21 protein-coding genes and 2 tRNA genes are annotated in these 19,460 nt (G+C 38.1%); 10 read left to right on the top strand and 13 right to left on the bottom strand.

The annotated features are described in order from the left end of the window. Nucleotides 1–20 precede the first annotated feature (20 nt). Nucleotides 21–1,667: a GMC family oxidoreductase gene (locus WFN33_RS13940; RefSeq protein WP_336953663.1), complete on the bottom strand. Its 1,647-nt coding sequence runs from the start codon at nt 1,665–1,667 to the stop codon at nt 21–23. A 213-nt stretch (nt 1,668–1,880) separates the two neighbouring features. Between WFN33_RS13940 and WFN33_RS13935 the strand changes: the two genes are divergently transcribed. Beyond that, on the top strand, nt 1,881–2,300 hold the full coding sequence (locus WFN33_RS13935) for a GNAT family acetyltransferase (protein WP_336953662.1): 420 nt from the start codon (nt 1,881–1,883) through the stop codon (nt 2,298–2,300). Between the two features lie 44 nt (nt 2,301–2,344). Here the strand turns inward: WFN33_RS13935 and WFN33_RS13930 are convergent, their stop codons facing one another. The 5 genes from WFN33_RS13930 to WFN33_RS13910 form a co-directional block, all read right to left on the bottom strand. Then, nucleotides 2,345–3,616, bottom strand: a complete 1,272-nt coding sequence (locus WFN33_RS13930; protein WP_336953661.1) for an OmpP1/FadL family transporter — start codon at nt 3,614–3,616, stop codon at nt 2,345–2,347. Nucleotides 3,617–3,701: 85 nt separating this feature from the next. After that, nucleotides 3,702–4,463: a class I SAM-dependent methyltransferase gene (locus WFN33_RS13925; protein WP_336953660.1), complete on the bottom strand. Its 762-nt coding sequence runs from the start codon at nt 4,461–4,463 to the stop codon at nt 3,702–3,704. A 199-nt stretch (nt 4,464–4,662) separates the two neighbouring features. Beyond that, nucleotides 4,663–4,738, bottom strand: a tRNA-Phe gene (locus WFN33_RS13920). A 133-nt stretch (nt 4,739–4,871) separates the two neighbouring features. Continuing rightward, nucleotides 4,872–4,947 (bottom strand) — tRNA-Phe (locus WFN33_RS13915). A gap of 327 nt (nt 4,948–5,274) precedes the next feature. Further along, on the bottom strand, nt 5,275–5,652 hold the full coding sequence (locus tag WFN33_RS13910) for a GNAT family N-acetyltransferase (protein ID WP_005034402.1): 378 nt from the start codon (nt 5,650–5,652) through the stop codon (nt 5,275–5,277). Nucleotides 5,653–5,754: 102 nt separating this feature from the next. Between WFN33_RS13910 and hisB the strand changes: the two genes are divergently transcribed. The 3 genes from hisB (at nt 5,755) to WFN33_RS13895 (ending at nt 7,690) form a co-directional block, all read left to right on the top strand. Continuing rightward, a complete protein-coding gene (hisB, locus tag WFN33_RS13905; protein WP_004725347.1) occupies nt 5,755–6,348 on the top strand; it encodes an imidazoleglycerol-phosphate dehydratase HisB in 594 nt (197 codons plus the stop codon). Continuing rightward, the gene (hisH, locus tag WFN33_RS13900) at nt 6,348–6,965 is read left to right on the top strand and encodes an imidazole glycerol phosphate synthase subunit HisH (RefSeq protein WP_336953659.1); all 618 of its coding nucleotides are present in this window, start codon (nt 6,348–6,350) and stop codon (nt 6,963–6,965) included. Before hisB ends, hisH begins: the two co-directional genes overlap by 1 nt. A 188-nt stretch (nt 6,966–7,153) precedes the next feature. Continuing rightward, nucleotides 7,154–7,690, top strand: a complete 537-nt coding sequence (locus WFN33_RS13895; protein ID WP_336953658.1) for a DUF805 domain-containing protein — start codon at nt 7,154–7,156, stop codon at nt 7,688–7,690. A 41-nt stretch (nt 7,691–7,731) separates the two neighbouring features. On the opposite strand, the gene WFN33_RS13890 is transcribed toward WFN33_RS13895, so the two are convergent. Further along, on the bottom strand, nt 7,732–8,133 hold the full coding sequence (locus WFN33_RS13890; RefSeq protein WP_336953657.1) for a transcriptional regulator: 402 nt from the start codon (nt 8,131–8,133) through the stop codon (nt 7,732–7,734). Between the two features lie 124 nt (nt 8,134–8,257). On the opposite strand from WFN33_RS13890, the gene WFN33_RS13885 reads away from it, so the two are divergent. Next, a complete protein-coding gene (locus WFN33_RS13885) occupies nt 8,258–8,920 on the top strand; it encodes a 3'-5' exonuclease (RefSeq protein ID WP_336953656.1) in 663 nt (220 codons plus the stop codon). Nucleotides 8,921–8,997: 77 nt separating this feature from the next. Then, nucleotides 8,998–9,729: a 1-(5-phosphoribosyl)-5-[(5-phosphoribosylamino)methylideneamino]imidazole-4-carboxamide isomerase gene (gene hisA / locus WFN33_RS13880; protein ID WP_336953655.1), complete on the top strand. Its 732-nt coding sequence runs from the start codon at nt 8,998–9,000 to the stop codon at nt 9,727–9,729. Between the two features lie 91 nt (nt 9,730–9,820). Here the strand turns inward: hisA and WFN33_RS13875 are convergent, their stop codons facing one another. Then, the gene (locus WFN33_RS13875) at nt 9,821–10,114 is read right to left on the bottom strand and encodes an antibiotic biosynthesis monooxygenase family protein (RefSeq protein WP_336953654.1); all 294 of its coding nucleotides are present in this window, start codon (nt 10,112–10,114) and stop codon (nt 9,821–9,823) included. A 152-nt stretch (nt 10,115–10,266) separates the two neighbouring features. Here WFN33_RS13875 and WFN33_RS13870 point away from each other — a divergent pair, with 152 nt between their 5' ends. Then, a complete protein-coding gene (locus tag WFN33_RS13870) occupies nt 10,267–11,202 on the top strand; it encodes a DMT family transporter (protein ID WP_336953653.1) in 936 nt (311 codons plus the stop codon). Between the two features lie 83 nt (nt 11,203–11,285). On the opposite strand, the gene WFN33_RS13865 is transcribed toward WFN33_RS13870, so the two are convergent. From WFN33_RS13865 to WFN33_RS13855, 3 genes are read right to left on the bottom strand one after another with little or no spacing between them, the layout of a single operon-like run. Continuing rightward, a complete protein-coding gene (locus WFN33_RS13865) occupies nt 11,286–11,678 on the bottom strand; it encodes a DUF4870 family protein (protein ID WP_004725331.1) in 393 nt (130 codons plus the stop codon). Between the two features lie 31 nt (nt 11,679–11,709). Further along, nucleotides 11,710–12,348 carry a DUF1294 domain-containing protein gene (locus tag WFN33_RS13860; RefSeq protein WP_336953652.1) on the bottom strand — a complete coding sequence of 213 codons (639 nt, stop codon included), beginning with the start codon at nt 12,346–12,348 and terminating at the stop codon, nt 11,710–11,712. A 19-nt stretch (nt 12,349–12,367) separates the two neighbouring features. Further along, a complete protein-coding gene (locus tag WFN33_RS13855; RefSeq protein WP_336953651.1) occupies nt 12,368–13,318 on the bottom strand; it encodes a homoserine kinase in 951 nt (316 codons plus the stop codon). A 113-nt stretch (nt 13,319–13,431) separates the two neighbouring features. Here WFN33_RS13855 and hisF point away from each other — a divergent pair, with 113 nt between their 5' ends. Both hisF and WFN33_RS13845 read left to right on the top strand, forming a co-directional pair. Continuing rightward, entirely contained in the window at nt 13,432–14,190 is a 759-nt protein-coding gene (gene hisF, locus WFN33_RS13850; protein ID WP_427927399.1) for an imidazole glycerol phosphate synthase subunit HisF, read from the top strand. Nucleotides 14,191–14,615: 425 nt separating this feature from the next. After that, the gene (locus WFN33_RS13845; RefSeq protein WP_336953650.1) at nt 14,616–14,918 is read left to right on the top strand and encodes a sel1 repeat family protein; all 303 of its coding nucleotides are present in this window, start codon (nt 14,616–14,618) and stop codon (nt 14,916–14,918) included. Nucleotides 14,919–14,961: 43 nt separating this feature from the next. On the opposite strand, the gene ettA is transcribed toward WFN33_RS13845, so the two are convergent. Next, on the bottom strand, nt 14,962–16,623 hold the full coding sequence (ettA, locus tag WFN33_RS13840; protein ID WP_336953649.1) for an energy-dependent translational throttle protein EttA: 1,662 nt from the start codon (nt 16,621–16,623) through the stop codon (nt 14,962–14,964). Nucleotides 16,624–17,286: 663 nt separating this feature from the next. On the opposite strand from ettA, the gene WFN33_RS13835 reads away from it, so the two are divergent. After that, nucleotides 17,287–18,564 carry an O-acetylhomoserine aminocarboxypropyltransferase/cysteine synthase family protein gene (locus WFN33_RS13835; RefSeq protein ID WP_336953648.1) on the top strand — a complete coding sequence of 426 codons (1,278 nt, stop codon included), beginning with the start codon at nt 17,287–17,289 and terminating at the stop codon, nt 18,562–18,564. Nucleotides 18,565–18,641: 77 nt separating this feature from the next. On the opposite strand, the gene phoU is transcribed toward WFN33_RS13835, so the two are convergent. Next, complete coding sequence (gene phoU, locus WFN33_RS13830; protein ID WP_336953647.1) at nt 18,642–19,364, bottom strand: phosphate signaling complex protein PhoU; 723 nt, start codon at nt 19,362–19,364, stop codon at nt 18,642–18,644. Nucleotides 19,365–19,460: the final 96 nt, after the last annotated feature.

Genomic DNA, 19,460 nt, shown 5'->3' with positions numbered 1-19,460 from the left:
ATTTTTAAATATCTAAAGACTTAAATTGCGACACGCACTTTGTCTTTCTTTTGAATAAACGCCACACTGGCTTGATCCTGATTAATCATCTCAACCGCTTTCTCTGCAATCATAATTGCAGGGGCATTGGTATTGCCATTCACCACTTTTGGCATGATTGACGCATCGACCACACGCAAGTTTTGAATACCATAAACTCGCAAACGTGGATCAACCACAGCCATCTCATCCACTCCCATTTTACAGCTTCCTACAGGGTGATAAACGGTATCTGAGCGATCTCTTAAAACTTGTCGAATCTCCTCATCTGTTTTTACAGTGGCTGTAAATAAATCTTCTTTAATCATGCTTTTAAAAGCATCAGATTGCATTAATTTCTGAGTGAGTTTAAAGCCTTTGACCATTTCCTCTAAATCAGACTCTTCCCCATAGAAATTAGGGTCAATCAATAAAGGATCATCGATACTTGGTCCACTCATCTTAATGGAACCACGACTGATTGGATTGAGCAGGCAGACATGACAGGAAATACCATGTCCTGTATGCATTGTTCGTGCATGATTATCCACGAGCGCAATGACGAAATGTAACTGTAAATTCGGTAGGCTTTGTTCGTTTGAACTTTTAATAAATCCGCCACATTCAGCAAAATTCGTAGTCATTAAACCACGGCGTTCTTTACGGTAACGCCCAATTTGTTTAAATAGATCAATCGAACCTGGCAAGGATAATCCAAATGTCCCTTGAATTTCACTGACTTTATAACCAAAAATAAAATCAGGATGATCATGAAAATTTTTACCCACACCAGGTAAATGCTGTTTCACTGCAATTCCATGTTCAGCAAGTTCTTGTTGGTCACCAATACCTGAGAGCATCAGAATCTGTGGCGACTGCATCGCTCCCGCACTCAATAACACTTCTCGACGTGCAAAAATTTGTTTGAGCTGCCCACTCTGCTTATATTCCACCCCCACAGCCACCCCATTTTCAATCAAAATCCGCTGAGTCTGTGCATGGGTTTCGACCGTTAAATTTTTACGATCTCGATGTGGAAACAAATAAGCCCGCGCGGAGCTGCACCGCTCCCCATTGATATGGGTCACTTGATAAACCCCTAAACCTTCCTGCTCTTCACCATTGAAGTCATCCAGAATTCGATAACCTTGTTCTTTAGCGGCTGCGATATATTTTTGCTGTAATGGGTTATCACTGCGTAAATCAATAACTGAAAGTGGGCCAGCATTACCATGATATTTGTTTTTAATTCTTTGGTTATTTTCAGATTTAATAAAATAAGGCAAGACCTCATCATATGACCAACCGGTATTGCCTAAGGCTGCCCAATCGTCATAATCTTGTCGATGTCCACGGATATACACCATGGCATTAATTGCCGATGAGCCACCCAAGCATTTTCCACGAGGCTGGTAGCCTTTACGACCATTTAAGCCCTTTTGCGGTACAGTTTCAAAGGCCCAGTTATTGATCTTGGTTGGAATACTAATCACCGCTGCACAAGGAACTTCTACTTTCCAGCCCTCTCCAGCCCCTCCTGCTTCAAGTAGACAAACAGAAACTTGCGGGTTTTCTGATAAACGCCCAGCCAACACACAGCCCGAGCTTCCGCCACCGATAATAATATAATCAAATTCCTGTTTATTCACGTGAAGTTCCTTTTTTGTTTTAAATTATGCCTCCATTATTATGCACACTTTCAATCAATAAAAAATCACTATTCTCAGCCTATAACGTTTTTATAAGTTAACAAACTCAGCAAAAAGTATTTACGCATTGTCTAAAAAATAAACTTATCAACTGCGGTTTTTTATATTAATCTGCTGTAAAGATTGTTTTAAAAAACAAGAGATAAAAATTCTATGTTTATTATCAGACAGTTTCAGGAAACCGATTTAGACGAAGTCATCGCACTGTGGGAAGTCTGCGATTTAACCCGTCCTTGGAACAACCCAGAAATTGATATCTTCCGTAAAGTCGCACAAAAAGACGGATTGTTTCTATTGGCGGTCAAAGATGAACAATTGATCGCTACGGTTATGGGGGGGTATGATGGGCATCGGGGCTGGGTCAACTATCTTGCCGTGCACCCTCATGATCAACGTAATGGTGTTGCGACCGCACTGATACAACAACTTGAAAAGCGCTTAGTTGCATTAGGCTGCCCAAAACTGCAACTCCTGATCCGCAAAGATAACATTGATGTACAAAGCTTTTATGAGCAACTTGGCTATGAAGAAATTGAAGTCGTGTGTTTAGGTAAACGCCTTATCCCAGATTAAAATAAGCCCAATAGAATTAATCTCATAGTTATTTACAAAAAATTTTAGAATTTATAGCCATATGATAGACCTAGAATATCCTGACTCATTTTGAGTTTCGCTTCACCACTACCAAACGCAGGGGAAATTTTTCCTTTTACCTCATCTTCTAAAGCACGTGTATAGGCAATATTGATTTCTTGATGTTGATCGAAATTCCAAGTTGCACCTACGCTGAGGTGGTCTTGAATCACCCCTGGAGCAAGAATATTTAAAAAGACTTCACTGTCTGGAATCGGTTGATCATTATGACTATAACCGGCTCTTAGTGTGAGCTTTGGATGTGCTTGATAAGACACACCCAGTTTATAGATATTGATATCGTTCCAGCCAAATCCAGGCCCTTGTAGTGTACCAAAAGCATGACCTTGTTGTAATTGTGCAAGATCAAAAGGATTTCCTACCGATTTCACATCCGAATAGTTAATCCGTTGCACATCCGCAGCTACTGTTAATAAAGGTGTGATTTTGACAGCTACACCAACACCATAACTTTCAGGAACATCAAAGTCACCTCGTTCAGCAAATAACCCACGATATCGATCAAAGCGATCTGCATTAATTTTTGAAGAATAATTTGCACCAAAAGTTAAGCGTTGATCAAAGAATTTTCCAGCCCAACCAATACGTGCACCAAAGCCAGTCGCAGAATCCTTACCACGATTGCTTAAATTTAAACTATCGGCTGAAAATGCGCTAAACCCACCAATTCCCCGCGCTTCAAAACGTTGATAGAGAATATTGGTTGCAATTCCAATAGATTGATTTTCTGAATATTTCCAAGCAACTGCTGGAGTAATGAAAACCTGTGTTAAATCCACTCCTGCTGTTCCAGTGTTGCCAAATGCTGCAAATGGATTATTTTTATACCCCGTATTCATTCCGCCATTCCCATATATTGCTAAACCTAAAGCTACTTGGTGACTAATTTGGTGATTGAAGGCAAGCTCTGGTAGTACAAAATATTTGCGTCCATTGCCGTCGTATGTACCATTGGCATTAGGATAATCTTGTGGTATTTGATTAGCCACAAACTCAGCTGAACGATCAGGTGAAAACACAGTTGCACCAACATCAATACGATCACCAACCCAGCTTAACCCTGCTGGGTTATTAGCAATCGTTAATGCATCTTGAAATTGAGCAATGGAAGTTCCTGCATTGCCTTGGGCCTTTACCCCATAGCCATGCATAAAATAACCTGTCGTTGCAAAAGATGTAGAGCTGAATACCGATACCCATACAGTAAGGGATAATATTTTAACAGGAGTTTTCATTAATTATCTTACTTTTAAATAATATATAAGTAAGCATATTGTTAGCAATATTTGTTGTAATCAAAGATAAAATGCGATCCTTATTTTATTTGTGCATAAAGCATTTTTTCTTTGATTTTTTAATTTTGCCCACTCTTAAAAAAACCGGGAATGTGATGGTCAAATCTGCAAGCTCGTTGGTTAATGCTTCAGCTAAATCAAGTAATGGATGATCCTGATTTCTTTCGCAATAGTGTTTAATTGCAGACCAAGTGGATAAATACTTTAATAATTGCGCAGACGACCACTGGTACTGCATCTTAAACTCAGCAACATTTATTTCTTCAAAAGGAAATGGAATGGTTTTATATTCTTCATCGATATAACGGCGCTCTGTATCCCAATAGCCTTCTAGTTTTTCAGTATATAAGTTTTGAATCATTGTATTGATGGCTGAATTTTCGACATGAATTAAGCCGTAACCGATCACCGCAAGAATACCTTGGGGTTTTAGTGTGCGTTCAACTTCTTTATAAAATTCTACAAAATCAAACCAATGAATGGCCTGAGCAACAGAAATCAAATCAAAACTCTGTGCTATAAATGAGGTTTTTTCGGCAGATTGGACTTGATAGCTCACATTATCAAAATAAGGTGCAAGACTTAATTGTTTTTCGCTCATATCTGTTGCAACAATATGATCGAAATAAGGGCTGAGCAGTTGAGTAAATTGGCCTGAACCTGCACCACAATCCCAAGCAAAACCACGTTCTGGAACATGATTTAAAATTTCCTGAACCACTTCAGGAGGATAACTCGGTCGGGCTTGCTGATAAAGCTGGCTACCTGATGAAAATAAATCTTTCATTGTTCTTATAACAATCTATTTCACTTACCTAAGATTTATCTTACGACATTTATAAGTCATGACAAGATATTTTGTAAGACAATGGCTTCAATTTACAACTTCTCAGTGACATTTTTTAATGATGAGAATCAATTTTTGAATTCCCAAAAAGTAAACAGGCAATAAAAAACCTCAAACAAGGTTTGAGGTTTTTCAAATATGGTGGCGAGACCCAGGATCGAACTGGGGACACACGGATTTTCAATCCGTTGCTCTACCTACTGAGCTATCACGCCGATGCGGTGTATTAAGCCGTATCTCAGTTCAATAGTCAATAAAAATCATGACTTTTTTATTCAACCGAATATTTTTCATCCAAAAAAAATCCCTGATGGGATCAGGGATTGAAATCTCAAAGATTTTTAAATATGGTGGCGAGACCCAGGATCGAACTGGGGACACACGGATTTTCAATCCGTTGCTCTACCTACTGAGCTATCACGCCGATGGGGCGTATTAAACAATTTAATGGTTTAGCCGTCAAGCATTGAAATCACAAAAATCATTCAATAGTTTATTTTTACAACAAAAACCACTCATTCACGCTGAATAAGGTTGTTTTCCATACACTTTTAAGTGATGGGGTGCCAATTTCTGCATTTTCTATTTAGAGACCAAGGTATTCATCCAAAATTTAATTTGTCTAAAGTGTTTCTCTGAAAACTAGAATATTCTGCTTCAAGATTAGCCCAAACTTATTTTTCCTAAAATATCCAAATAAAAAAAGCAACCTAATCAGGTTGCTTCAATTGATTAAAGACTCTTGATCATCTTAGATTTTGCCTAAGTGAGCTAAACAACGGTGGATTGCTCCACAGCCCGGTTCAAAATTTTTAACGCCCTTTTCTTCCTCGATCCGACAAACTTCTTCGACTAAACGTTCTGCAACGCCTCGTCCTCGGTTAGCAGGATGCACCACAATATTTTCTAGAGTCCGACTTTCACCTTGCCCTGTACACCATAATGCACCAATAATCTTTGTATTAAATTCTGCGACATAAAGTAAGGTATAATGAGCCAAGTTTTGCTCAAGTTGTTCTATGGCATCATGACCATCCCCAAATTCAGGACTGGTGTCATATAATCGCTCAAGCTGATCGCGAACTTCTTCATTTTCGAGTGAAGTTTTAGCATGTACGGTAATAGGCATTGATTAACCCTCCTGAGCAATCTAATATGCTGTGACTTTCGTCACAGCGAAATATCTTTACATCAAACTTTTAATTTTTGACGTTTTTTGAGGAACGTGTCTATGGCGCAACGTATCAGTGAAGTGGTAAGAAACACCAACGAAACTAAAATTCGAGTTCGTGTGAATCTTGATGGTACTGGTCAAGGCACGCTCAATACAGGTGTTCCCTTTTTAGACCATATGGTTGATCAAATCAAGCGTCATGGTTTATTTGACATCGATATTCATTGTGATGGTGACTTAGAAATCGATGATCACCATACTGTAGAAGACTGTGGAATCACACTAGGCCAAGCATTTGCGCAAGCACTAGGTGATAAAAAAGGCTTAAAACGTTATGGTCACTTCTATGCGCCGCTTGATGAAGCTTTAAGCCGTGTCGTAGTGGATTTATCAGGTCGTCCGGGCTTATGGATGGATATCCCTTTTACACGTGCTCGTATCGGCAGCTTTGATGTGGATTTATTTTCCGAGTTTTTTCAGGGCTTTGTAAATCACGCTTTAATGACTTTGCATATTGACAATTTAAAAGGCAAAAATAGCCATCATCAAATTGAAAGTGTGTTCAAAGCATTTGCACGCGCACTTCGTATGGCATGTGAAGTTGATCCTCGTGCAGAAAATACTGTTGCATCGACCAAAGGAACCTTGTAATGACCCGTATTGCCCTTCTTGACTATGGCATGGGAAATCTTCATTCAGCAGCCAAAGCACTCGAACATGTTGGCGCAACTGTAGATGTCACAAATGATCCAAAATTAATCGCTCAAGCAGATAAAATCGTATTTCCTGGTGTAGGTGCAATGCGTGATTGTATGCAGGGTATGCATGAAGCTGGTATTGATGAAGTTGTACGCCATGCGGCGTTTAATAAACCTGTACTTGCGATTTGTGTCGGTATGCAAGCTTTGCTTGAATCATCAGAGGAAAATGCAGGTACTCCAGCACTGGGGATTTTTGATGGAGTTGTAAAACATTTCCCAGATATGAAAGACTTAAAAGTCCCACATATGGGATGGAACCAAGTTCATCAAATAGATCCGAATCATCCTATGTGGAAAGATATTAATCAAGATACCCGTTTCTACTTTGTACATAGCTATTATGTCGAACCACAAGAGCAGTCTCTTGTTGCTGCAACATGTGATTATGGTTTGCAGTTCTGCACAGCCATTCATAAAGAAAATTTGTTTGCGACACAATTCCATCCAGAAAAGAGCCATACAGCAGGTTTGCAGTTACTGAAAAACTTTGTGGAATGGAAAATCTAATTCATTCGTCAGTTTCATCCTGATTTATATCTCTAAAAATCAAGCCAATTGCAGTTGGCTTGATTTTTTATTCTATTAAGACTTTATTTTTTATCCTCTGTTTATTATGATTCATTCAAATTGAATAAAAATCCAACAATTCATTTTAAAAACTGATTTAAACCTTAATTCATTCTAGGAAAACAAAAATGCCCTCTAATTTTCAAACCCATGATTCAGCTCTAAGCGCCGGTGGCCGTTTCGGCAGATTATCCTATTTAGGATGGAATATGCTATTGGGCCTATCTATGTGCGTAGTGGGTATTATCGCTGCATTATTCATCCCTGCTTTAAGTAATTCACCTTCTATTGCACTCTTATTTATATTAGGTGCAGTTGCGATTATTATCTACATTGCTCTGATTTACTTCAGTTTTATTTTTATAATCCGCCGCTTACATGACAAAAATCAAAGTGGATGGCTATCTCTTCTCATGTTTATACCTTTGGTTAACTTATTCTTTTTTATTTATTTAAGTTGTGCAAAAGGAGATACAGGGGCAAATAACTATGGCGCACCTCGTATTACTCAGGGTTGGGAAAAAGTACTCGGCTGGATTTATATTGTAGTATTACCAATCAGTATTCTAATTCTTGCAATTACAGCAATTCCAGCATATCAAAGTTATATAGAGCAAGCACAACAACTACAACAATATCAACAGCAAATTAATCAATCTGAATAAAGCATCTGGAATAACCACCCTATGTTTATAAGGTGGTTATTTTACTCTTTGGTGACAAAACCACCTTCCAACGGTTCAACACTAATTTTAATATCCGCCTTTAAATTTAAAGCTGCGTACCGGTCTTTAATTTCATTGATCAATTGTTCCATTGTGACATGACTTAAATCCAATTCAGACTCAGCATAAGCTTTAGTTACAAGATCAGCTTTATCTTGGTGTTTAGACTCCATATTCCAACGTTCAGTCATTCCGACTAAACGGGCCAATTCAATTAGACTTTGCGCACTCGAGGGTGTAGAGTTCTGCAACCATTTGGTCATGGTCCCTTTAGAAGTTTCAAGTACGTTAACAATATCACTGGCTTTTATATTTTTATCCTGAATCAATTGTTTTAAACGCTTTGCACCTTCGATAAAAAGATCATCATCTTTTTCAACCATACACTTTATTCCTGTGTTTTCGACCCATAAAACTATCATCTTTTATTCAAAGTTTGTTATAACACAATATGATTAATATTTTTAATGCTTAAACCGGTCGACTAAAATTTGTGAGCTTAAATTTGTGAATATTCAAACTCAGCAACTTCCAAGTAAAGAGCAAATTCAGAGCTTTCCCCGTTTTCAAAATTTACTTTTGAATAAAATTATGGTGATCAATGACTTGCAACAATGCCACGCGATTGCAGAAGAATTAAAAACGGCGCGCCTTTTTGGTTTCGATACCGAGTCTAAACCTACATTTAATAAAGGTGAAATACAAACAGGTCCACACCTTATTCAACTCGCGACTTTTGAAAAAGCCTATTTATTTCAAGTTTCACCTGATGTTCTTCATTTTTTAACCCCTTTTTTTGAAAATCCTGATCAAATTAAAGTCGGTTTTGGCTTAAAAAATGATGCACATCTATTTCGTAAAAAAGGCATACAACTCAACAGTGTTATCGAACTTTCAAAATGCTTTTCGAGTTTTGGTTTCAACAATCCTTTGGGGATTAAAAATGCGATGGCATTGTTATTCAAGGTCAACTTCCCTAAAAGTAAATCAATTAGCACTTCAAATTGGTCACGTAAAATCCTCACAACACCTCAAATTGAATATGCGGCAGCCGATGCTTATGCTGCTATATTAATTTTCAAAGCCTTACTGGATTTAGGCTTAATACCTGACACGATCGCGCATACTCAGCTTAAATTGAGCATTCAGCCCAATAAAAGCCTAAACTGACACTTAGAAATTGATCAAGTTTTTGCTAATATGAAGATCAATAAATTCTTAATTGAGATTAAGCAAGGAGCGAAAGCATGCTGATCATCCCGGCAATTGATCTGAAAGATGGTAAATGTGTTCGTTTAAAACAAGGTCGTATGGAAGACGATACCGTATTTTCTGATGATCCTGTCGCAACAGCACAGCATTGGGTGAATGAAGGCGCTCGTCGTTTACATTTGGTTGATTTGAATGGGGCTTTTGCGGGAACACCAATTCATAAACCAGTAGTTGAGGCAATTGCTAGAGCACAACCTGAACTTCCTATTCAAATTGGTGGTGGTATTCGCTCTTTGGAAACAATTGAACATTACCTAGATGCAGGTGTTTCTTTTGTAATCATTGGAACTAAAGCAGTTCAAAATCCTGAATTTGTTGAAGAAGCATGCAATAAGTTTGCAGGACACATAATCGTTGGTATTGATGCAATAAATGGTATGGTTGCAACAGATGGTTGGGCAAATGTCACAGATGTAAAAGCCACTGATCTTGCAAAACGTTTTGCAGATGCTGGGGTTTCGAGCATTGTTTATACCGATATCGCGCGTGATGGTATGATGCAAGGCGTAAATGTTGAACAGACTGTAAATCTTGCGCAATACTCAGGTCTTCCAGTGATCGCGTCAGGCGGTGTAACCAATCTAGACGATGTACGTAATTTAAAAGGGAAACCAGGTATTTTAGGTGCGATCACAGGTCGTGCAATTTACGAAGGCACACTCAACCTACGTGAAGCTCAATTGTTATTGGATGAACAAGGGTTTTAATGTCCAAATCAAGATCTGATTAAAAAAGAGAACCTAAGAGGTTCTCTTTTTTTATATGTGAAAAATAGTGTTTGAATTGCTATATTTTTATTTAAACCAATGTATTTTCAAAATGTTGCATTTCAATTTTACTGGCTAAAAAGGGTTTCATTGACATAAACCACTGTTTGAATTCATCCGTTTTCATAAAAATATCTGTATGGGTTTGAAGGTCAATCCAATGAATTTGTAGAATATATTTTTGATTGTCTTCTATACATCGGATCAATTTAAATTTTTCACAACCTTGAGCACTTCTAAAGGTATCCGATAGTTCATAAAATTTCTTTTCAAAAGCCATTTGTTGACCATCAACAATATGAAATAAAGCCTGTTCGATCACCATGATTTATTTCTCTTTATCAAAATTTTGATTCAATAGGCTATCACTATTGCATGACAATTGAATGATTTAAATACCCGATTACTCAGCTTAACATCTGCACAATCCTGTGCTTTCACGTAAAATAGCCCTGCTCTTCCACATTACTCTATTTTATGTCTTCCTCTCCCCTCGCTTTATTTTTAAAGTCCAGAACACCTCAAATTGCGTTGATACTCATGACCATGATTTGGGGTGGTACATTTGTCATTGTACATTGTGCCCTAAACTATAGTTCCCCTATGTTTTTTGTCGGTTGTCGTTTTGCTGCGGCCACCATTGCTGTTGGATTATTATCTTATAAATATCTAAAAGGTATAAATCTAAAAGAGCTAATCGCAGGTGCGCTCATTGGTGGCATGATTGCTGCAGGTTATGGCTCACAAACGGTAGGTATGCAAACTATTAGTAGCAGTGAGTCTGCATTTTTAACTGCTTTGTATGTACCACTTGTTCCGATTCTTATCTGGGTGATTTTTCGTAAAAGACCACATATCATGATCTGGCTTGGTATTTTTTTAGCATTTATCGGTTTAATTTTTCTGACAGGAAATGGTTTTGATCAAATTGATTTAAATACAGGGCAAATCGTCACATTAGTTGGCTCATTTGCAATTGCTATGGAGATCATTCTCATCGGGTACTTTGCTGGAAGCGTCAATATTCAGCGTGTAACGGTGATTCAGCTTGCCTTTGCTTCATTGATTTCATTTGCCAGTATGCCTTTTGTGGACGAGTTGCATATTCCACCCTTCTCGTGGCAATTGGTGATGCTTTCAGTTGGGCTAGGCTTAACCAGTGCTCTATTACAATTGACAATGAATTGGGCACAACGTTCTGTCGATCCTTCTCAAGCTGCCTTGATTTATGCTGGCGAACCAGTTTGGGCAGCTTTATTTGGGAGAATTGCAGGTGAGCGCTTACCATTGCTGGCTCTTTTTGGCGGTTTACTTGTAGTATTGGGGGTTATCATCAGTGAATGGAAACCCAAATTTTTATACAAACGACAGCTTGAAGAAAATTCGGCTGAGATAGAAAAACAGCGTTCTTAATCAGAACGCTGTTTTTACTAAAATTACTGTTTGATCAAGCTGTATTGCTCAAGAACAAGACTTACCAAATATTGTTCATTCAGTTATATCGGTAAGGCTTGATCATCATTCAGCGCAATAATGCCTCGAATGGCCCGATAGACAATCCATATCCAAGAAATAAATAAAGTGGCAGCACAAAAGATCGTAGCACCCACCGCAACACCAGCAAAGGCATTGACATTATCCATGGTAAAAAATAGAAAAATAAACGGAATAAATGCAATTACCGTCCAGACTAAATACCACCAAAAAGTGCGGATTTGCCATCTAAAATGACTTTCGAAAATCGTACCACGGACCGAATTCAATTTTACATAATTGATAATCAATGCAATGATTGCAAGAATTCCCGCAGAAAAAATTGCAACAATATAAAGGATATATAAAATTAAAGTCAGAGATTTACTATTATTTGGATCAACATAATTATTCATTGTAAGCCCTTTTAAATTTGCTAACGCCCGTTTAAATCTTAAACATATTCAAAGGCGAAATTAACCATAAAATCAATAAAATATTAAAGAATATGGTACACAAATAAATCTTTTTAAAGGGTTGTTTTTGTGTTTTATGTCGTAAGCGTTGCTGGGCTAGCCAAGCTGCGGGCCAACCGCCTAAAAAAGCTAAAATATGCAGGGTATTTTCAGGAACACGACGCTGATTGCTCTGCGCAGCTTCTTTATCTTGTGCATAAAACCAATAGGTCATCACATTGATGATACTGACAAAAAGAATAAACATGCCATTTAGCAAACCACTTATGCTCAAGATTGCCAAAACAATAATATAAACAGCGCAAAGAATTTGCATCGGCTGTAATTTAGCCTGCTTTGTTGCATGTAAATGTTTGGCTTTAGCCGCTTGCGGGCTTGTCACTTTCGCCATTTGTGTAGCTTTTAAATACGTGACTTGTTTTGCTTTATAACGCCCTTGACCATCTAATTGCACCACATATTCAAGTGCACAGCCAACGATTGGGCGTGGCCCTTTTTGTGCAAAATCTTTGATGTGTAAAAATACGCGATCTTTTACACCATCATTTGGTTGAATAAAGCCATAGCCTTTATCATCAAACCATTCAACTAAACGACCTTGATCACGCATTTTATTTCCTAAAAAACTATTAAGCAGTAACAAACTTTAATCTTTCGATCAACATATTACGCATTTCTTGCGGATTTTTCTGCAAAATATCATCACCTGTACGTGCTTCAGCAGCATTCATCTGAGCAATTTGTAAACGCATCATCCAAAAGCGACCTGCGGCCATAGCCAAATATAACTCTAAACAAGCTCTTTCATCTTCAGTCAAAGGACGAATCGAGGTATATGCATTTAAGAAAGCCATTGCTTTGGCTTCATTCAAAGTAACACTCGGATATTCTGTACAAAAATCATTTAACGTAATCGCAATATCAAAAAGCAATTCATCTTGATTCATTTCATAAAAATCAAGAATGCCTTTTAACTCATCGCCTTCAAACAAAGTATTGTCACAGAACAAATCCGAATGAATAAAACCTTTAGGTCGATTTGGATACATCATTGTCAGTGCTTCATACAAACCTAAAAGATTATTCAGCAAAGCACTATCAGCTACATCTAAAGTCGGTTTAATTTGTTGAGCAACGTTGTACCAATAAGCATGATCACGCACCACTTGACGCTGTAATGGGAAGTCTTGTAACGCCACATGCATTTTGGCCTGTGCCACAGCAATTTGCTCAACTTGAGCGATTGTAGAGGGCATCGGATGTTTACCTGACATCCGTGGCGCAATTTGTGCAGGTTTATCTTTTAAACTATGAATCGACTGACCGCTATGTTTTAACGGAACAGGAACTGGCAAACCTTGTTGACCCAAGTGTTCTAAAACAGGAATTAATTCCCCTGCTGCTTGCGCATCCATATTTTCAAATAATGTTAATACGAACTGTGTTCCATCAGCACAAATGATAAAATAGTTGGTATTTTGCACACCGCCTTGAATTGGTTTAAGTTCAACCACCTCTAATCCATAAGGTGCTGCAAAGTGTTGAACTTCTTTTAAACTCAAAGTGGTATAAACCGACATAGAAAACCTGCGAAAAAACTTACATAAGTTTGATAGAATAACCGCTTCGACTATCGAGGTGTAGCACCTAAGTCACGAACTTTCATAATCGCCTGTTATTTTTGGAAAAAATTATGCTCGCTAAACGTATTATTCCTTGCCTGGACGTAGATAATGGTCGTGTGGTGAAAGGTGTCCAGTTTTTAGATATCCGTGACGCAGGAGATCCTGTAGAAGTTGCCCGTCGTTATAATGAGCAAGGTGCAGATGAAATCACCTTTTTAGACATTACCGCAACATCGAATGGCCGTGATACCACTTATCGTACTGTTGAACGTATGGCTGAAAGTGTGTTTGTCCCCCTTACAGTTGGTGGTGGTGTTCGTAAAGTTGAAGATATCCGTTTGTTATTAAATGCAGGTGCAGATAAAGTCAGCATCAACTCTGCTGCAGTATTTAATCCTGAATTCGTTCAAGAAGCTTCTCAGCGCTTTGGTGCACAATGTATTGTTGTAGCAATCGATGCAAAAAGAACTGGTGAAAATAAATGGGAAATTTTCACCCATGGCGGCCGCAAACCGACAGGCATAGATGCGATTGAATGGGCTGTGAAAATGGCACAATTCGGTGCAGGTGAGTTATTGGTTACCTCTATGGATGCAGATGGGACTAAAGCGGGTTATGACATTGGTTTAATGCGTCAAATTAATGATCGTGTCACCATTCCGACCATTGCATCAGGTGGTGTGGGTAATTTACAACATTTAGCAGATGGTATTTTAAAAGGTGGTGCCGATGCTGTATTGGCAGCCTCTATATTCCATTTTGGTCAATACTCTATCCCTGAGGCGAAAAAATATCTTGCTGAGCAAGGAATTGAAATGCGTCTTTAATTGATAATGAGTACATATATAGAAGAATGTTATTTTGCATTCTTTTATATATTATTTATTAAGCCCTATTAAAACACCTAGATAGAATACATAAATAATAGGTATTATTTTAAATAACGACTAACAACTCATTTTATATAAATTATCAATTATTAAACTCACTGATATCAAACTGAATAAGAATTAAAACTGAATAAACTATTTATTTATCTTGAATCACTTTTTAAATACTTTTATATGGAAAAATCCTGATCACTGGGTATTTCTTATTCTATTTATTTCCTTTAATCTTATGATAGGAACTTTATAAAAAATAAGCATGAGTCATTATGGATTTAATAAAAACAATACGAAAATTAAAGGAAATCTTCAGTTATAAATACCATTATTCCACCCCATATCAATCATTTAATATCTCTGAATCAATGCACATTTACCATCGCGCAACCAGTTATGAACATTTAGCGCTGAATCAGCAGTATAAACTTGATATTGATTACCATCACAATGAAAAAATATATAAATATCAACGTAATGCGATTTGGTATTTTTTACATTCAGCACTCAAAGGGTATAGCTCAGCACAATATAAATTAGGCATGATTTACTTACAGGGGCAACTTGGATTATCTCCAGATAAAGTCAATGCATACAAATGGTTATTACTTGCTGCAAATCAGGGTCATCTCGAAGCACGAGACCAACTATGTCATTTCTATCAGCAATAAAAAACCAGCTCGAAAGCTGGTTTTTTATCAACAAAATGAGGAGTTAACCCCCAATTTTTTTGTATTTGGTCCGTTTTTGCACAGCAGCATCACCCAAACGAGCTAAGCGATATGCTTCATATTCAGCATAGTTACCTTCGTAAAATTCAGGCTGTTCATTTTCAAATGACAAGATATGTGTCGCAATACGGTCGAGGAACCAACGGTCATGCGATACCACCATAACAGTACCAGGGAATACAAGAATTGCATCCTCTAGTGCACGTAATGTTTCAATATCCAAATCATTCGACGGTTCATCGAGCAAAATCACGTTTGCGCCCATCTGAAGAATCTTTGCAAGTTGTAAACGGTTACGTTCACCACCAGACAATTCACCTACACGCTTTTGCTGATCTTGACCTTTGAAGTTAAAACGACCGATATAGGCACGAGATGCGATCTCATATTCGCCAATTCTTAAGATATCTAAACCGCCAGAAACTTCTTCCCAAACGGTTTTATTGTTATCTAAAGTGTCACGAATCTGACCAACATAAGCAACTTTTACAGATTCACCTAATACAACGCTACCCGTATCCGGTTGCTGTTCGCCTGTCATCATACGGAATAATGTAGTTTTACCCGCACCGTTTGGACCAACAATACCAACAATTGCCGTTGGTGGCACCGTGAAAGATAGGTTTTCATAAAGTAGACGACCATCAAACGATTTACTGATGCCCTCAACTTCTACAACCTTATTCCCTAGGCGTGGACCAGGTGGAATATAGATTTCAGACGTTTCATTACGTTGTTGGAACTCACGTGAGTTAAGCTCTTCAAAGCGCTCCATACGTGCTTTGTTTTTCTTTTGCTGACCTTTAGCATTTGAACGAACCCATTCCAATTCTTTTTTCAATGCTTTAGCAAAAGATTCTTCTTGTTTATTTTCCTGCTCTAAACGAGCATTCTTTTGTTCCAACCAAGAAGAATAGTTACCTTGATAAGGAATACCATGTCCACGGTCAAGCTCAAGAATCCACTCCGCAACGTTATCCAAGAAATAACGGTCATGGGTAATTGCAACAATTGTACCGGCAAAGTCTTTCAAGAAGCGTTCTAACCAAGATACAGATTCTGCATCCAAATGGTTAGTCGGTTCGTCAAGCAGTAGCATATCTGGTTTAGACAATAACAAACGACATAATGCAACACGACGACGTTCACCACCTGAAAGTAAGCTTACGTCAGAATCCCATGCTGGGAGATTCAATGCTGCCGCAGCCTGATCCATTTGGTTACTTAGGTTATGCGCATCCCAAGCATGGATAATTGCTTCTAATTTCTCTTGCTCTTTTGCAAGCGCATCAAAGTCAGCATCTTCAGCTGCATATTCAGCAAAAACTTCATCTAAACGTGCCAATGCATCCAATGGTTCCCGTAAACCATCTTCAACGTTACCACGAACATCTTTATTTGGATCTAATGGTGGTTCTTGCTCAAGATAACCGATTTTAATACCTGGTTGCGCACGAGCTTCACCTGAGAAATCTTTATCTACGCCAGCCATAATACGGAGTAGGGTAGATTTACCTGCACCGTTTAAACCAAGTACACCAATTTTTGCACCTGGGAAAAATGATAAAGAGATGTCTTTTAAGATTTCGCGTTTAGGCGGAACCATCTTCGACACACGGTTCATCGTGTAAATATATTGGGCCACGTAGGACTCCTCTATAATGAATAGAAATTCGCAAAATGCGAATAAATAAATACCGTCAATTATACGCTGAATTTATCTATTTTTGTTCAGATTTGTCCAATTGATTGAGATATTTTAAAAGCATCAAGAAAACATTTTCAACACCAATAATCTCAATCAAATTGCAATCTCAAACATTATCACCAACAAAAATTCGACTGATAATGATATACAAATTGTGTCTTGGTCTGAGTTGAACTTGGTGCATTGTAGTTTGACAATGATTACACAAGCGTCAGCACCAAACGCCAATGTTATATTTTTGGTTAAGGTCATCTGTGTTGTTGAATTTTGTTCATCATCAGAACATGCGGTCAAACCCAGTAAACTAGAGCGTACTAAAGTTAAAGTTGTTTTATGGCGAGTTAGTTTATTTATTACTGCTTATTTATTGTGTTTTTTAATAACAGAATTTATAGAAGTGTCTATGCTAGTTTGAGCAAATGACAGCTTAATGAACTCAGCGATATTCGGTCTCTATTTACTCGTTCAAACTGAATTCAACTCGGGCTACAATGTTGGCTTTATCTATTTTTATGATTTTAAAATATATAAACCCTTGTTTACTTCATATATTTATTTGATACACTCTATTGAAATTTAATAAAAAGTTGACGGAAGAACATGACATATAAAGATGAAACTCTTGCGATACATGCAGGCTATGAACCAGAAGCAACGACTAAAGCCGTAGCCGTTCCCATTTATCAAACAACCTCTTATGCCTTTGATAATACGCAGCACGGCGCAGATCTATTTGATCTTAAAGTTCAAGGGAATATTTATACACGTATCATGAACCCAACCACAGCTGTGCTTGAGCAACGCCTGAGCGCACTTGAGGGCGGTATCGGTGCTTTAGCATTGGCTTCTGGTATGTCTGCGATTACTTACTCAATCCAGACTATTGCAGAAGCAGGTGACAATATTGCATCGGTTTCAACGCTGTATGGCGGCACCTATAATTTATTTGCCCATACGTTACCTAAACAAGGCATTGAAGTACGTTTCTTTGATTACCAAGATCCTGAAGCATTGCGCGGCTTGATTGATGAAAAAACCAAATTGGTTTTCGTTGAGTCGATTGGCAATCCGTTGGGTAATATTATTGACCTAGATGCCATTGCTAAAATCGCACATGAATATGGTGTACCCGTCATTGTGGATAATACTGTTGCAACACCTGCCCTACTGAAACCTTTTGAACATGGTGCAGATATCGTGGTGCATTCATTGACTAAATATATTGGAGGTCATGGCAACTCGATTGGTGGTGCGATTGTCGATAGTGGTAAATTTCCTTGGGGCAAATATCCCGAGCGCTTCAAAGTCTTAAATACCCCCGATCCAAGTTATCATGGGGTGAACTATGTAGAAGCTTTGGGTGCTGCAGCATATATTGCCCGTGCACGTGTTGTCCCATTAAGAAATACAGGCGCAGCGATTAGCCCACTCAGCGTATTCTTAATTTTACAAGGTTTAGAAACACTAAATTTGCGTATGGAACGCCATACTGAAAATGCACAAAAAGTCGCTGAATATTTACAGGCGCATCCAAAAGTGCAATGGGTTAACTATGCAGGTTTAAAAGATCATCCACAGCATGCTTTGGCACAAAAGTATGTTAAAGGTAAACCCTCTGCAATTCTGTCTTTTGGGGTAAAAGATGGACGTGAAGGTGGTACCCGTTTTATCGACGCACTACAGCTGTTTACTCGCCTAGTGAATATTGGTGATGCAAAAAGTTTAGCCTGTCATCCAGCAACCACCACTCATCGTCAACTTAATGAAACAGAGCTAAAAGCAGCTGGTGTGAGTATTGATATGGTGCGTTTATCTGTGGGTATTGAACATATCGAGGATTTGATTGCGGACTTAGAACAAGCACTTGCTCAGGTGTAATTTTATTTTTGTAATCTTAAATATTACAAATAAAAAGACCTGAATGATTCAGGTCTTTTTATTGATCATAAATTCAATTACTTGCCTTGTACTTTTTGCTCAATTTCTTCAACGCTGGTATGACGAACATCAAAACCTTTTGCAATATAAATGACTTGTTCTGAGATATTACGCGCATGATCACCAATCCGCTCAAGTGAACGCAATACCCACATCACATTGATTACACGGCTAATATGACGTGGATCTTCGATCATGTAGGTCATTAGTGTGCGCGTCGCAGATTGGTATTCACGGTCAATATCTGCATCTGCCAACAAAACTTTTAAAGCCTGTTCTGCATCTACACGCGCAAAAGCATCTAAAGCATCATGAATCATTACACGCACTTGATTACCAATATGCCGTGTTTCCATATAACCACGCGGCGATTCACCCTCTTCACATAAAGTCTGTGCTATGCGGGCAATTTTTGCAGCTTCATCACCAATACGCTCTAAATCGGTATTGGCTTTACTCATGGCAATTACCATGCGTAAGTCGATTGCAGCTGGATGACGACGCGCCAGAATCAAAGTCAGTGCTTCATCAATTTCTCGTTCATAACGATTGACTGTATTGTCTTGAAATTGAACATCAATCGCCATATTGGCATTGGTGTCTAATAAAGCGTGCACTGCATTTGCGACTTGTTGTTCTACCAAACCACCCATGGTCATAAATTTGGTATTCACATCCTGTAAGTCCTCATTAAATTGAGAAGATATGTGATGGTTTAATACAGGATTACTTGGGCTCAAGGTTAGATGCTCCACACGCAACAAAACTATTTTTATGGATTAATATTAAAGCACATTCATCATGAATATTTTATGACAAGTATTTTTCTTTCAAAT

Origin of the sequence: Acinetobacter sp. AS167, from assembly GCF_037152175.1 — a bacterium.
GTDB lineage: Bacteria > Pseudomonadota > Gammaproteobacteria > Pseudomonadales > Moraxellaceae > Acinetobacter.
Note: the sequence above shows the minus strand (reverse complement) of the source record. Positions and strands in the feature narration are given on the sequence as shown.